Source organism: Vibrio sp. RM-41-2B, assembly GCF_024744415.1.
Lineage (GTDB): Bacteria > Pseudomonadota > Gammaproteobacteria > Enterobacterales > Vibrionaceae > Vibrio > Vibrio diabolicus.
On sequence record NZ_JAMQWD010000003.1, the window covers coordinates 133,332 to 146,616 of the forward strand.

Here is a 13,285-nt window from a genome sequence, read left to right on the forward strand (position 1 = left end):
AAGCGTCACGTTAGCTCTTACTATTAATACGCGACCGCTTTGGCCTAAAAGTTTAGGTATGGTTGATAATTAAGGCGTTTTAAGCAAGCTATGTACCATAATTAACGCCAAAATAATGACTAAACACTCAAGTAGAGTTTAATATCTGATTCAATTAATCTTTTTAGAATTAGGCTTCTTTTAGCATTAGTGCCGGTGTTCTGGCGGGATTGGCAAATCGTAATCCTGAATTTTGGGGCGCTGTCCACCTCGTTTTCGGTATTGCTTCAACTGGAATACAAATGCCAAAACCTGAGCCACCGCAGTAAATAATCCATCGGGGATCTCTTGTTCTAGCTCAGTAGTATGGTACAGCGCACGAGCAAGTGGCGGAGCTGGTACAATTGTGATGTCATGCTCTCGGGCGACTTCTCGAATCTTCATTGCCATGTGATCAGTACCTTTAGCGATCACTACCGGCGCACGGTCTGTCTTCTGTTTATAACGAAGCGCTACCGAGAAGTGCTCTGGGTTAGTAACAATAACATCAGCTTGAGGAACATCCGCCATCATTCGACGTTGAGCCGCTTCCCTTTGCAACATACGAATGCGTCCTTTGACCTCTGGCTTACCCTCGGTTTCTTTATATTCGTCTTTGACTTCTTGCTTGGTCATTTTTAACTGATCAGCGTGCTGCCAGATTTGAAATGGAATATCGATAGCAACCACGATCAACAGCGAACAGCTGATCAACAAGATAAAGTTCAGCAGAATATCTAAAGCATGGAAGATGTTTTGCGGATACACATCCATACTTAATTGAATCAGATCCGCCTGCGATGCTTGGATCAAATAGATCGCGACACCAGTAACCAAAACCACTTTAAGAATTGATTTGATCAACTCTACCCAGCTTTGCATTCCGACCATCCGCTTTAAACCGCTAAGCGGATTCATTTTTGACAGCTTTGGCATAGCCGCTTGAGCAGAAAAACTGATTCCTCCCACACCCGCAGCACCAATCATGGCGGCAGTAAACAACGTAGCTAGCACCAAAAATAGAGGGAACAACAAATCGGTCATCGCCCCTAAAGCAATGTCAAATAGCTTTGCCGTATCGAAAATCTCTTCTCGTTGAAGATCAAATAAACGGCTCATGATGGAAAACAGTGAGCGTGCTAACGCCTCGCCAAACCACATCAGTGAAATGGCGCCAACGATCAGTACAGATGCTGATGCAAGTTCTTTAGACCGAGCAACCTGCCCCTTTTCTCTGGCTTGTTGTAACCGCCGGGGCGTGGCTTCTTCGGTGCGTTCCTGACCGTCTGATTCTGCCAATTCTTAGCACTCCAAGCGAATGAGTCGACAAATCTGCGCCTCACCCACCGTCCAGAACATTTCATAATGACTGTAAAGGCCAGCCAGTATGTACCAACACAGTAATAGACCCACCATCAACGCAAATGCAAAACCAAGCGAAAAGATATTTAACTGTGGTGCAGCACGGGTCATTACACCAAACGACAAGTTAATGGTAAGTAGTGCAATAATGCCAGATAGAGACATACTCAGTGCCGTTTGGAACATAATACCAAGCCAGCCTGCCATTTCACGGAAATCAACCGCGTTGAGCGAGCCGGAACCAATCGGCAAGGTTTTAAAGCTGAACACTACCAGTTGCAGCATTTTCAAGTGCCCATCGGTGGCAAGGAAAAACATTGTCGTCAAAAACATGAATAGCTGACCAAGCAATGGCGTGTTCTGACCATTTGCGGGATCAACCATAGAAGCGAAACCCAAACTTGACTGCATACCCAATATTTGTCCCAACAAGACAAAGGTTTGAATCATAAATTGAGTGACCATGCCCATCGCAATACCGATGATCATTTGCTCGGCAATGGTCATAAAACCCCGAAACGAGAGCAACTCAATGTCTTGAGGCACTGCAGGGATCGCTGGCATGACTGCAAAAGTGATGGCTAACCCGAGGTAAAGGCGGATTCGTGGTGAGACAAATCGAGCCCCAGTTACCGTCATCACCATCAGCATGGAAGAGATACGAACGTAGGGCCAGAAATAGTTTGCGATCCAATCTAAGACAACGCTAGTGGGGTACTCCATAGGCGCCTCTAATAAAGCACCTGAGGTAAGCGCTCAATCAAGCCATAGAAATATTCCATCAACATTTGCGTCATCCAGTGACCAAATAGCATTAGAGCCAAAAGCGTGACAATCAAACGCGGCAAGAAGCTCAATGTTTGTTCGTTGATGGAAGTCGCAGCTTGGAAAATCGCAACAATAAGGCCAATAAGCAAACTTGGGATGATAATGGCGCAGACCATGATAAGCACCATCCAAAGTGCTTCACGGAAAAGCTCGACAAACATTTCTGGTGTCATGTCTTATCCTCTATCTGCGCTTATCTAAAGGGCAAAACTGCCCGCGAGTGTCGAAAGTATCAAGTTCCAGCCATCGACCAATACAAACAGCATCAACTTGAACGGCAACGAAACAATCATTGGTGACAACATCATCATACCCATTGCCATCAGTACCGACGCTACCACGAGGTCAATAATCAAAAACGGCAAGAAGAGCATAAAGCCAATCTGGAATGCAGTTTTTAGCTCCGAGGTGATGAAAGCCGGAATCAACACCGCCATCGACACATCTTCTGGGTTCTCAACTTGCTCTCCTGACATGGTTACAAACGTCTCCAAGTCTTTGATTCGGGTCTGTTTAAGCATGAACGCTTTCATTGGCGCTTGTGCAGCATCAAATGCTTCTCGAGCCGTGACTTGCTCATTCAAATAAGGCTGAACGGCTTTATCGTTGATTTCGTTCAGGACAGGAGACATAACAAAAAAGGTCAAAAACAGCGCTATACCAATGATGACCTGATTAGACGGCGTTTGTTGCAAACCCATTGCCTGACGCAATATCGACATCACCACCACAATTCGAGTAAACGACGTCATTAAAATCACCATGGCAGGCAAGAAGCCAAGCATGGTCATTAACGCTAAAATTTGCAGTGTAACCGAGTAATCTTCACTGCCATCTGGGTTTGTGGTCATGGTAAACGCAGGGATGCCACCACCACTAGAAACGGACATAGCACGACTGGCGCCAGTATCACTTTGCATCGCCTGAACAGTGACGCTACTTCCATCGGCCAAGTTGTCAGGCAGAGCAGACTCCTCTGCCTCTGCAAACGAAAATGAAGAAAACAGCACGCCGACGAAAAGCAACAACGTGCTCAGGAGCAAACGAATCGGGTTACCCTTTGTCATGTTTTTTGATCAGTTGGCTAAATTGAGTCGCAAAAGCATTGGTCGCCAACTCTTCCTCTTTCAGTGGCTTATCTAACTTGGCTAACGTTTGGATTGATTGGCTGGTAATTCCAACCAAAAACTGCTCTTCACCCACTTGAACTACGGCGATTCTTTCTTTGGTGCCCACTGGCAACTGACTCACAATACGCAAGCCTTTTTGTTGTCCCATCGCCGGCACTTGCATACGTTTAAGTAGCCAAGCCAACAAAAGAATCACGCCGATCACAAGCACAAGCGAGCCCAGTGTCGTCGCAAGATCCAGATTATTTGGTGCGGCAGCAAATGCATAAGGAGCACTCAGCATTAAGCTCAGTGCTCCAGTGATTTGCGTCAATCGCGTTTTGATTGAGCAGCTCATCTTAACGTAGCTTCTTAATTCGTTCAGTTTGGCTGATCACATCCGTCAAACGGATACCAAACTTATCGTTCACGACCACGACTTCGCCATGCGCAATCAGTGTACCGTTGACTAATACGTCCAATGACTCGCCCGCTAGACGATCCAACTCAACAACCGAACCTTGGTTCAACTGCAATAAGTTCCGAATGCTGATTTGTGAACGACCGACTTCCATCGAAATCGTCACCGGAATATCCATGATGGTGTCGAGTTTACGGCGCTCATCTTCGGTAATTGGGCTTGAAGTGTCTTTTAGCTCTTCCAGTGGCGCGGCCAATACTTCATCTACGTCAACAGAAGGTGCAGACGGGTCTTCGCCAAGAGCGGCTGCCCATTCATCTGCTAGCTTTTGATCGTCACTTGGTTCCATTTTTCTATCCTGTGTTAAGCCTTATTTAATGCCAAAGCATGTCTGTTCAATAAGGTATCTTAATCGTCTATATCGTCTTCATTCTCAAGCTCAGACATGATGTCTTTGCCCAAGAAAGCTAAATCTGTTTTGACTACATGTGGGCGCTCAATTTCCTCAGAAATTTGCACCGCTAATTTGTCTTCCGAACGGCCCATTTTTACGCGATAGGTCGGCAGGTCTTCCACAAACATTGTCGCATGTTCTGGCATTTCAATCGGGATGATGTCACCCGGTTGCAATTCCATGAGGTCACGCAAAGAGATGTCTTTTTCAAGCAAGTTAACGCGGAAGTTAACCGGACAATCCATAATCTCTTCACGTAATGCTGAGCTCCAACGGACGTCTGTCTCCATCTTGTCGGACTGAACACCTGCATCCAACAGTTCACGAATCGGCTCAACCATGGAGTAAGGCATAACGACATGAAAATCGCCGCCGCCACCATCGACCTCAATGTGGAAAGAACTCACGACAATCACTTCTGTCGGGCTGACAATGTTAGCCATACTTGGGTTTACTTCAGAGTCGAGATATTCGAACTCCACCCCCATCACTGGCGACCACGCTTCTTTGTAGTCTTCAAATACAATCTTCAGCAGCAGCTGAATGATGCGGCGTTCCGTTGGGGTAAATTCGCGCCCTTCGATTTTGGCATGGAATCGACCATCCCCACCAAAGAAGTTTTCTACCAGAATAAAGACTAAGCGAGCTTCCATGGTGATCAACGCTGTACCTTTTAACGGACGAAAACGCACCATGTTCAAACTGGTTGGCACGTACAATGTGTTTTGGTATTCGCCAAACTTCATCATCTGCACGCCATTGATCGACACTTCTGCCGTTTTACGCAGCATATTAAACAGACTAATACGCATGTGTCGTGCAAAGCGCTCGTTGATAAGTTCGAGCGTCGGCATTCGACCACGTACAATCCTGTCTTGCGACGAGAAATCAAAATTGACGGCACCTTCGTTGTCGTTTTCTATCGGTTCATCGACGTCATCAACATCGTCAACTCCGTGCAATAGCGCATCAATTTCGTCTTGGCTTAATAGATCGGTCACGTTTTACCTATTGAATAACAAAATCTGTAAACAGTACTTTTTCAATCACTGGCTTACCGACCGCAGCGTTTAGCGCTGCTTTGATATCTTCGGAAGCACGATCGCGCAATTCCACTCGTCCCGTTGGAGAACGCAACTGATCAACCGTCGCCGAAGCAAACGTTGATAACAAAGAGCTCTCAATCAGTGGCGAATGGTACCGCGCCAACTCTTCATTCTCTGCGCCGCGAACCATTAACTGCGCTTTAATTTGTACCAGTCTGTCGCGACGGTCCCCAGTAACGTTAAATACAAATGCCTGAGGAAGATTCACGTAGGCAATGGGCGAGGCATCAGATGCCTTCGCTTGAACCTGTTGAGACGCTTCAGCCTGAGCTGGTTCATCAGAGCCCATGAGAAAGAATGCTGCTGCACCACCGCCAAGTAGCAATACCACAACAGCGATTATGATGATAAGTAACTTACCTTTTCCTTTCGGCGCATCGGCCCCTTGTAACTGTTCTTCTGCCATTGTTGTCTCTTATTGTTCTTTTAGGTTACCGAGATACTTAAGGAAGTCGTTTGGTAACCTTGTATTATTGCCTTTAAACGGCCTGTTATGCGTAAAAGCTAATTCCATCACGCTTTGAAGCCACATTCAAATCCAGATTGACGTCAGCATCAAAGCTCTCTTCTGATTGTCCAGAAAAACCGCTGCCTTGAGCGCTTTGACCATGTTGCTCAGCAGTATACCTACCTTGCTGCTGCCCGCTGTTTTGTTGCTGAACAGAAGAATCAGCCAGTTGCATGCCCTGCTGCGCCAACATCTCTCTCAAGCGAGGAAGTGTCTGTTCAATGATGTCACGCGCTTGCGGGTTGTTCACCGTAAAATGCACATTAGCCACATCGTTGTTCATCGTCATACGAATTTGCATACGACCTAATTCTGGTGGATCAAGACGAATATCGAGGTTTTTTAGGTTCTTCGACATCATCATTTGCACTTTTTCCGCCACTTGCTCATTGGCCAACTCTTTGGTCAGTTGCAACGGAAGCTGAGCTTGCTGCGCGGCATCAATACGCGCTTGTTGCTGCACGTTTGTTCCTTGTTGACCCGCCATCGCCTGAAGCTGCCCTGCTAAACCATGTTGAAGTTCTGGTTTATCTTGCTTATCCGCTGTCGCTTTAAGTGCACCAGCAGTCAATGCGACATTCACAACTTTCTGGTTAACCTCTCCGTCCTTTACGCCTTGAAGCGCCGTCGGCAAATGAGCTGCGGCCAACGCATCTGGCATCGGAGATAATGCGACTTTATCTGTACTCTGAACAGCTTGTGGCTGAGCTGATTGAGTCGCCAAATGAAGGGCTTGCTGAGACATCCCCATAGGCGCAGCCTGACGAGCTAAATGATGTTGTACTTGCTGCTCTGCAAGAACCTGTTTAACGTCAGTAGGAAGCGCAACAAACTGGGCAAGATCTTGCTCAGGAATATCGGCAATGACCGTCCCTTTTTTCAACCCTTCTATGATCTCTGTTTCTTGCTGAGTCAGTGGTTTTCCCTGCGCCAGTTTGGTATCTATGAGTTCGAGTTCATCCAAGGAAACACGCTGAAGCGCATCAATTTTAGAGCCATCCAAACCCACCTCCAGTGGCGATAGTTCATTGGCAACGTCACCACTGACCATGCCCTTCTCGGTTGGGTGACTGACTTGTTTAGCCATACCTTGCCAAGTAGCAAACTCAGACGAGAGCTTATCGACATCGATAGGTTGACCATTCTTATCTAAAATTGGCTCTAAGCGTTGCCCAGCCATTGCCTGCACTTGTTCAAGCGATTGAGCTGATGGCATTTCATTCAAAGCAAGTTCATCAATGTCTGTTGTTTGCTCGTTAAACGAGTGCTCTAAACCCGCTCGTTGAGGCAAAACTTTGCCACTATCGATGGATGCATTATTCGCTTTCAAGGTTTGATTCGCTTGTTCAATACGACCAAGCAGCTGTTGTCCTTCACCCATCGCGCTTTTTGCGCCATTAGCAGCTGAAGGGGCGTTCGAGAGTGAACCGACTTTCTCAGTGACATCAGCATCATTTTGCGAGTGCGCGCCTTGTTTGGCTTCCAGTAGGCTTGCTTCATCACTTTGAATGGTGTTCGCATGCTCTGTCAGCATGTCGCCAGAGCGGCTTTGCTCTTGAAGGCTTTCTTGCGCCAGAAACTCTTCGGCGTCGTTACTACTCGCTTGAGCCACGTCTGTGACCGCTTCTTGGCTATCAGCTTTGCCAGACGAAAGCTTGTTAATCTCGGCACTGTTTTGGTCTTCACCGTTTAGTGATTTCGTTGCTACTTTTTCTGACTTTTGTGAACCTGAAAACGCATCCGTCAAGGTTTCCAAAAATCCCTTGTTCTCCGCGTTTTCTGTAGGTGCTTGTGCGGCAGAGTCAGACACTGACGTCTTGCTCGTCGCAGAAACATTGGACAAATTCACATTCATATAGAAATTCTCATTATCAGCAGCTTCGAGCGCTAGGCCGCTGCTAAATTGCACACAGTGGCAAATTTAGGTTATTGGGATGATCATCTACAAAGATATTTGCAAAAATTACGCCAATAACAAGCTCATTGCTGCAGTGACAAAATGAGTATTATAAGTGGAAGCAACATCAACTTTTAAACATTAAAAAGGCTTCGCTCGACGGCTGTAAAGCAACGTTGAAAACTCGTCCATTTGCTTTTGTTCCCGTTTGGCTTCGGCAAGCTGTTTCTCTTTCTCTCGCTTTTCGATCATCCACTCATAGGATTTGCGTTCTTTGCGTACTGTTAACCAGTATTCTTGACAGTTTTCTACCTGTTCTTTGAAATGACTTTCCGCTTGTTTCTGCTTAGATAACGTTTCGTCTAGCTGAGTGAGAAAGCGATTTAAATGCCCATATTCGCTTGCCGTTAAGCCAGCCTGACCACGGTCGATAAGCTGTTGGCAATAATCAAGGCGATACTTTTCGATTTGCTCAACCTGACGGTAATAATCTTCAAGTTCAGAGCGCGCTTTGTTCAGCGCAAGTACGGCTTGATCTTCACGCTCTTTAGTCTGCTCAAGTAAGAACTCCATCGCATTGTTCATGCGCTATCACCCGCCCAAAATGTTTCTAAGCATGTTGACGCACATATCGTATGGCACCGATTCTTTCATGCTCTGCTGTAAGTATTCGTCTAACTTTGGCTTCAATGTAAACGCGCCATCGATAGCAGGATCGGTGCCCGGCTTGTACGCCCCAATCGAGACCAAATCTTGGTTCTTGCGGCAAATCGACAAGACCTGACGTACGGCTTTCGACATCAGAACATGTTCTTCAGTGGTGATTTGCGGCATAACACGGCTCACCGACTTTTCGACGTCAATCGCAGGATAATGACCAGCATCCGCCATTTCACGGGACAGCACAATGTGACCATCAAGAATTGCCCGCGATGCATCCGCAATCGGGTCTTGTAAATCATCGCCCTCGGTCAACACGGTAAAGAACGCCGTAATTGAGCCTTGTTCGGCGCTTCCGTTACCCGCACGCTCAACCAAAGCAGGTAGCTTGGCGAACACAGATGGCGGATAGCCTTTTGTCGCTGGCGGCTCACCAACAGAAAGGGCGATTTCACGCTGTGCTTGCGCAAAACGCGTCAAGGAATCCATTAATAACAAAACGTCCAAACCTTGATCGCGAAAGTACTCTGCAATGGTTAAGGCGGTTTGACAGCCTTTCAAACGCATCAATGGTGAAGCATCGGCAGGCGCAGCCACAACGACAGAGCGACGTCGTCCATCCTCACCTAAAATCTCTTCGATAAACTCTTTAACTTCGCGTCCACGCTCACCTATCAGACCGACCACAACAACTTGTGCGGTTGTACCTCGCGTCATCATCCCAAGCGTGACCGATTTACCCACACCAGAGCCGGCAAACAGACCGATACGCTGACCTTTACCAACCGTCAATAATCCGTTAATCGCTTTCAAGCCCACATCAAGTGGCTCTGAAATTGGCTTTCGAGCCAGCGGGTTGATTGGCTCAGCATTAAAAGAGGCGCGATGATCGGTATACAACGGGCCAAGTCCATCAAGCGGATTACCAACCCCGTCAATCACTCGACCAAGTAACTCCATGCCAACAGGCAAGCCAGCGTCACTGGTTAATGGCGTCACTCTAGCGCCAGGCAAAATGCCCGTAATTTGCTCGCTTGGCATCAAAAATAGGTTATCACCTGAAAAACCGACGACCTCGGCTTCCATCTGACCGGACATGGTTTCCACTAAGCATAAACTGCCAATTGGCGCGCGACAGCCTGTCGCTTCCAACGTTAACCCAACCACTCGAACCAGTTTGCCAGAGGCAACTGGGCGCGTCGTTAAGCCTTCAACTTTGTAGTTTCTTAAACGGTCAGCCAATGCTTGCATGGATTACTCACCCTCTTGATGACGGTTTGCACCACAAAAACTGTGCAACACGCTTTTGACGCGCTCTTCCATACGGTAGTTAATGCTTGATTCACCCGCTTCAATCTGGACGTCGCCTCGATTGAGTGATGGCTCAGCAACTAACGTCCAGTTGCGGCAATCAAGGTCTTCTTCGCCGTAAGCTGAGCGAATAATCGCAACGTCTTCTGGATTCAGGTGCAAGGTAATGGGATGACCTGATATTGGCAGCGCTTCAACCGACTGCTTAACCGTGTCCAAAATAATCTGAGGGTTGGTTTGTACTTCGACATGCACGACTTCTTTAACTAAACAAAGCACCATGTCCACCAGCTGCTTTTCAACCTGAGCATTCATTAGCTCTAACGGCTGAGCAAACTGGTTCGCTAAATTCATAAAGGTTTCGACTTGCTGCTGAATATATTCTTGGCCTGCGGTCACGCCTTCGGCTTTTCCAAGCTCCAGCCCTTCAGCATGGCCCGCTTGCAGGCCTTCTTCTTTGCCTTTGTCGTAACCTTGCTTAAAGCCGGCTTCTTGACCTTGATACAAACCTTCCTGATAAGCGCCTTGCTTGATCAGCTCTATCTGCTCTTCGGTTAGCTCAAGTGCTTGCTCTTCTTCTGGTTCTTCAAGGTTCGGTACCCAACCCGGGTCATAGTTAAACGCGGTTTGTTTTGCTTGCTTGGCTTTGGGCTCGCCGTAATCAGGCAACCCCCAACGTTGTGGTTCGATCATCGAATCATCTTCATCAGGACGGATAAATCCACGTTTTCTTTCGCCAGCCATGGGTTACCTATTATGTATTCGATTAAGAAGTGAGGGCGCTCCGCAATAGGATAATCGCGGAGCAATAGAGATTATAAGAATTCGTCCGCACCGCCAGACAACATGAGTTCGCCTGCATCGGCCATGCGACGAGCGATCGCTAGGATTTCTTTCTGTGCCGCTTCGACATCCGCCACGCGAACTGGCGGCATCGCTTCGATGTCATCACGCATCATCTCAGCCGCTCGTTTCGACATGTTCTTAAATACCTTCTCACGCAGAGAATCGTCGGCACCTTTAAGTGCTTTTTGCAACACGTCTTGTGGTACATCACGCAGCAATTTCTGAATACCTTGGTCGTCTACTTCGACTAAGTTTTCGAAGACAAACATCAAGTCTTGAATTTGCGTCGCCATGTCTTCGTCTTGATCGCGAATCTGTTCCATCAACAAACCTTCAACGTTGTTGTCTAGATAGTTCATGATCTCCGCTGCCGCTTTCAGGCCGCCAATCTTGGCTGCTTGAGCGCCAGCTTGACCCGCGAACTGTTTCTCCATGATTTCGTTCAGCTCTGCCAGTGCCGATGGCTGAACTTCTTCAAGGTTGGCAATACGCATCATCAGATCCAAACGCACGCGCTCAGGGAACTGAGACAAAATCTCCGCGGATTGGTCTGCTTCTAAATAAGACAATACGATGGTTTGGATCTGCGGGTGTTCGTTGACAATGATGCTCGCCACTTGTCGTGGGTCCATCCATTTCAGGGAATCCAAGCCTTTTGAACCCGTACCAAGTAGGATCTGGTCAACCAAGTTGTTGGCTTTGTCTTCACCAAGAGCCGCCACCAGCGCATTACGCATGAAGTCTTCGCTGCCCATGCCGATGTTGGTGTATTTCTGGATGTCCTCCAAAAACGCACGGTGAACGGCTGACACCTTGTCTTGGCTGAGATCTTTCGCCTTAGCCATCGCACTACCCACACGCTGGACCTGTTTTGGCTCTAGGTGACGAATAATGCCAGCGGCATCTTGTTCATTGAGGCTCAGTAGCAAAATTGCTGCTTTTTCTTCGCCAGTAATGGTTGAGACATCCAGCTCAACTGGCATTCCCGCGGCGTTGTCATCTTGAGGTACGATATCGTTAGCCATTGTCATTCATCCAGTTTTTCACTACTTGAGCAGCCAGTTCAGGTTCATTCGCCACCAGAGCGCGAACCGCTTTCAATACATCTTCATCTTTATGAAGGTTTGGCAAATCAATACTTGAACCAAACTCAAACAGTTCGCTGCTTTCAATGTCGCTGCCAATCAGGCTAGTTTCACCATCCGCGCCTATCGGCAAGCCGTCTGGTCCGTACATTTCGTCTTCGTCATCACTGGTAGGGTTAAGCAATTTCTTCATTGCTGGGCGAACCAGAACCAACACAACAACGATGATCACTAATGCACTTGCGAACCAACGAACCCAGTCACTGAAGTTAGGGTGCTCCCAAATTGGTGGTTCTTCCAGCTGTTCAGCCTCAGGCTCTGCAAACTTCACACTCAGTACATTCAACAAATCACCACGGCCTTGGTCAAAACCGACCGTACCAATTAAGACTTGGCGAATAGCATTAATTTCCGATTCGGACATCGGGGTATAAGTCACTTCTCCCGTATCTGGGTTGACCTGACGACGGTCCTTAATCGCAACAGAAACTGTCTGACGAGCAACCGTCCCCGTCTGCTTACGCTCATGGCTGATAGTGGTATCAAGCTCAAAGTTACGCGTGGATTCTTTACGCACCGAACCCTGTCCCATGACAGAACCGTCTTTCATCTGAGCCACATCTTGCGGAATAGAGGCATCCGCTGGAGGCTGATTACTTAACGCCCCCGGAATACCCGCTACCATATTGCCGTTATTGTAATCTTCTAATGCGTACTCACTGCGGGTTGCAGGGGTATTGGGATCAAAGCGTTTGCGAGTTTGTTCAACCGCGCTGAAATCCATTTGGATATCGACCTGCGCCGTGTAGTTGCCATAACCTAAAATAGGTAATAGCACTGAATCAATTTTTTCACGCAGCGCCTGTTCCTGACTACGCTCTAATTCTTGCTCTTTACGTCGCGCTGCAGAAGCAGGGTCTTGAGAGCCTGAACTGAGCAAACGGCCATGCTGATCTGTGACGGTAATTCGGGAGGTTTTCATTCCCGGAACGGCACTCGCCACCATGTCAACGATAGAATCCACTTCTTGCTGTTTGAGGTTCGTACCAGTCGACAGTGTCAAAAATACGGACGCTGATGCTTCTTGGTTATGACGCACAAAAACACTGTGCTTTGGTAGCGCCAATAAGACTCGCGCTTTACGAACTTGCTTCATTTCCTCAATCGCTTGAGCCAACTGACGTTCTCGACTGAGTTTAAGGCGCTCTTGCTCTAAACGTTGTGATACGCCAAAGCCCATATCTTGCAGCAAAATATCATCGCCCGCCTCTGTGGCTTGGTTTACGCCCGAGCGAACCATGCCAAGTTTGATCGAGTTGTATTCGCTCGATTCAACAGAAATGGTATTACCATCAAGCTTGTAATTGATTTTTTGCTGGTCCAGATAATCCAAAACGGGGATCAACTCTTCGGTCTCATACGCTCCAAGCGGGCGCATCTCCGGCTCTTTGACCCAAAAGAACAGCATCACGATCAATGCAACACAGATGGAGATTGACAGCACAAGTACAACTTGACGAAGTAAATCAAGGTCACCCACTGCCATATCAAATTTTGACGCACTGCGCTCCTCTAGATCTGGATTTTGACTCTCCACATCTACGTCGGAACTTGCTACCAGTGCACCATCTGAGCCGCCTTCAGTGACGGTTAAATCTGTAGACTTGTCTGCCACACTTA

General features: G+C 47.5%; 14 protein-coding genes. All 14 read right to left on the minus strand.

The genetic code is table 11. The annotated features are described in order from the left end of the window. Positions 1-186: 186 nt before the first annotated feature. The 14 genes from flhB to fliF all read right to left on the minus strand — a co-directional run bounded on the left by flhB (position 187) and on the right by fliF (position 13,280). Positions 187-1,317, minus strand: coding sequence for a flagellar biosynthesis protein FlhB (gene flhB / locus NB463_RS00670; protein ID WP_006741705.1), 1,131 nt, complete (start codon positions 1,315-1,317; stop codon positions 187-189). A 3-nt stretch (positions 1,318-1,320) separates the two neighbouring features. After that, a complete protein-coding gene (gene fliR, locus NB463_RS00675) occupies positions 1,321-2,103 on the minus strand; it encodes a flagellar biosynthetic protein FliR (RefSeq protein ID WP_005384463.1) in 783 nt (260 codons plus the stop codon). A gap of 8 nt (positions 2,104-2,111) precedes the next feature. After that, on the minus strand, positions 2,112-2,381 hold the full coding sequence (fliQ, locus tag NB463_RS00680; RefSeq protein ID WP_012841532.1) for a flagellar biosynthesis protein FliQ: 270 nt from the start codon (positions 2,379-2,381) through the stop codon (positions 2,112-2,114). 24 nt (positions 2,382-2,405) lie between these two features. Then, positions 2,406-3,275, minus strand: coding sequence for a flagellar type III secretion system pore protein FliP (gene fliP, locus NB463_RS00685; protein WP_006741704.1), 870 nt, complete (start codon positions 3,273-3,275; stop codon positions 2,406-2,408). Beyond that, entirely contained in the window at positions 3,262-3,675 is a 414-nt protein-coding gene (fliO, locus tag NB463_RS00690; RefSeq protein WP_104969689.1) for a flagellar biosynthetic protein FliO, read from the minus strand. The genes fliP and fliO overlap by 14 nt, the downstream gene beginning before the upstream one ends. 1 nt (position 3,676) lies before the next feature. Next, positions 3,677-4,087: a flagellar motor switch protein FliN gene (gene fliN, locus NB463_RS00695; RefSeq protein ID WP_012841530.1), complete on the minus strand. Its 411-nt coding sequence runs from the start codon at positions 4,085-4,087 to the stop codon at positions 3,677-3,679. A 59-nt stretch (positions 4,088-4,146) separates the two neighbouring features. Next, complete coding sequence (gene fliM, locus NB463_RS00700) at positions 4,147-5,193, minus strand: flagellar motor switch protein FliM (RefSeq protein ID WP_006741703.1); 1,047 nt, start codon at positions 5,191-5,193, stop codon at positions 4,147-4,149. 7 nt (positions 5,194-5,200) lie between these two features. Then, positions 5,201-5,704: a flagellar basal body-associated protein FliL gene (gene fliL, locus NB463_RS00705; protein ID WP_012841529.1), complete on the minus strand. Its 504-nt coding sequence runs from the start codon at positions 5,702-5,704 to the stop codon at positions 5,201-5,203. 85 nt (positions 5,705-5,789) lie between these two features. Then, complete coding sequence (locus NB463_RS00710) at positions 5,790-7,661, minus strand: flagellar hook-length control protein FliK (RefSeq protein ID WP_258431091.1); 1,872 nt, start codon at positions 7,659-7,661, stop codon at positions 5,790-5,792. Positions 7,662-7,844: 183 nt separating this feature from the next. Beyond that, a complete protein-coding gene (fliJ, locus tag NB463_RS00715; RefSeq protein WP_012841527.1) occupies positions 7,845-8,288 on the minus strand; it encodes a flagellar export protein FliJ in 444 nt (147 codons plus the stop codon). A 6-nt stretch (positions 8,289-8,294) separates the two neighbouring features. After that, the gene (gene fliI / locus NB463_RS00720) at positions 8,295-9,614 is read right to left on the minus strand and encodes a flagellar protein export ATPase FliI (RefSeq protein WP_006741701.1); all 1,320 of its coding nucleotides are present in this window, start codon (positions 9,612-9,614) and stop codon (positions 8,295-8,297) included. A 3-nt stretch (positions 9,615-9,617) separates the two neighbouring features. Further along, positions 9,618-10,418, minus strand: coding sequence for a flagellar assembly protein FliH (gene fliH, locus NB463_RS00725; RefSeq protein WP_006741700.1), 801 nt, complete (start codon positions 10,416-10,418; stop codon positions 9,618-9,620). Positions 10,419-10,489: 71 nt separating this feature from the next. Then, on the minus strand, positions 10,490-11,545 hold the full coding sequence (fliG, locus tag NB463_RS00730) for a flagellar motor switch protein FliG (protein ID WP_012841526.1): 1,056 nt from the start codon (positions 11,543-11,545) through the stop codon (positions 10,490-10,492). Further along, positions 11,538-13,280, minus strand: coding sequence for a flagellar basal-body MS-ring/collar protein FliF (gene fliF / locus NB463_RS00735; protein ID WP_006741698.1), 1,743 nt, complete (start codon positions 13,278-13,280; stop codon positions 11,538-11,540). The genes fliG and fliF overlap by 8 nt, the downstream gene beginning before the upstream one ends. Between the last annotated feature and the right edge of the window lie 5 nt (positions 13,281-13,285).

Excerpts from the sequence above, each read along its gene's own strand:
- fliJ (WP_012841527.1), bottom strand. The coding sequence starts at position 8,288 with ATGAACAATGCGATGGAGTTCTTACTTGAGCAGACTAAAGAGCGTGAA.
- fliG (WP_012841526.1), bottom strand. The coding sequence starts at position 11,545 with ATGGCTAACGATATCGTACCTCAAGATGACAACGCCGCGGGAATGCCA.
- fliI (WP_006741701.1), bottom strand. The coding sequence starts at position 9,614 with ATGCAAGCATTGGCTGACCGTTTAAGAAACTACAAAGTTGAAGGCTTA.
- NB463_RS00710 (WP_258431091.1), bottom strand. The coding sequence starts at position 7,661 with ATGAATGTGAATTTGTCCAATGTTTCTGCGACGAGCAAGACGTCAGTG.
- fliN (WP_012841530.1), bottom strand. The coding sequence starts at position 4,087 with ATGGAACCAAGTGACGATCAAAAGCTAGCAGATGAATGGGCAGCCGCT.
- fliR (WP_005384463.1), bottom strand. The coding sequence starts at position 2,103 with ATGGAGTACCCCACTAGCGTTGTCTTAGATTGGATCGCAAACTATTTC.
- fliO (WP_104969689.1), bottom strand. The coding sequence starts at position 3,675 with ATGAGCTGCTCAATCAAAACGCGATTGACGCAAATCACTGGAGCACTG.
- fliQ (WP_012841532.1), bottom strand. The coding sequence starts at position 2,381 with ATGACACCAGAAATGTTTGTCGAGCTTTTCCGTGAAGCACTTTGGATG.
- fliP (WP_006741704.1), bottom strand. The coding sequence starts at position 3,275 with ATGACAAAGGGTAACCCGATTCGTTTGCTCCTGAGCACGTTGTTGCTT.
- fliH (WP_006741700.1), bottom strand. The coding sequence starts at position 10,418 with ATGGCTGGCGAAAGAAAACGTGGATTTATCCGTCCTGATGAAGATGAT.
- fliL (WP_012841529.1), bottom strand. The coding sequence starts at position 5,704 with ATGGCAGAAGAACAGTTACAAGGGGCCGATGCGCCGAAAGGAAAAGGT.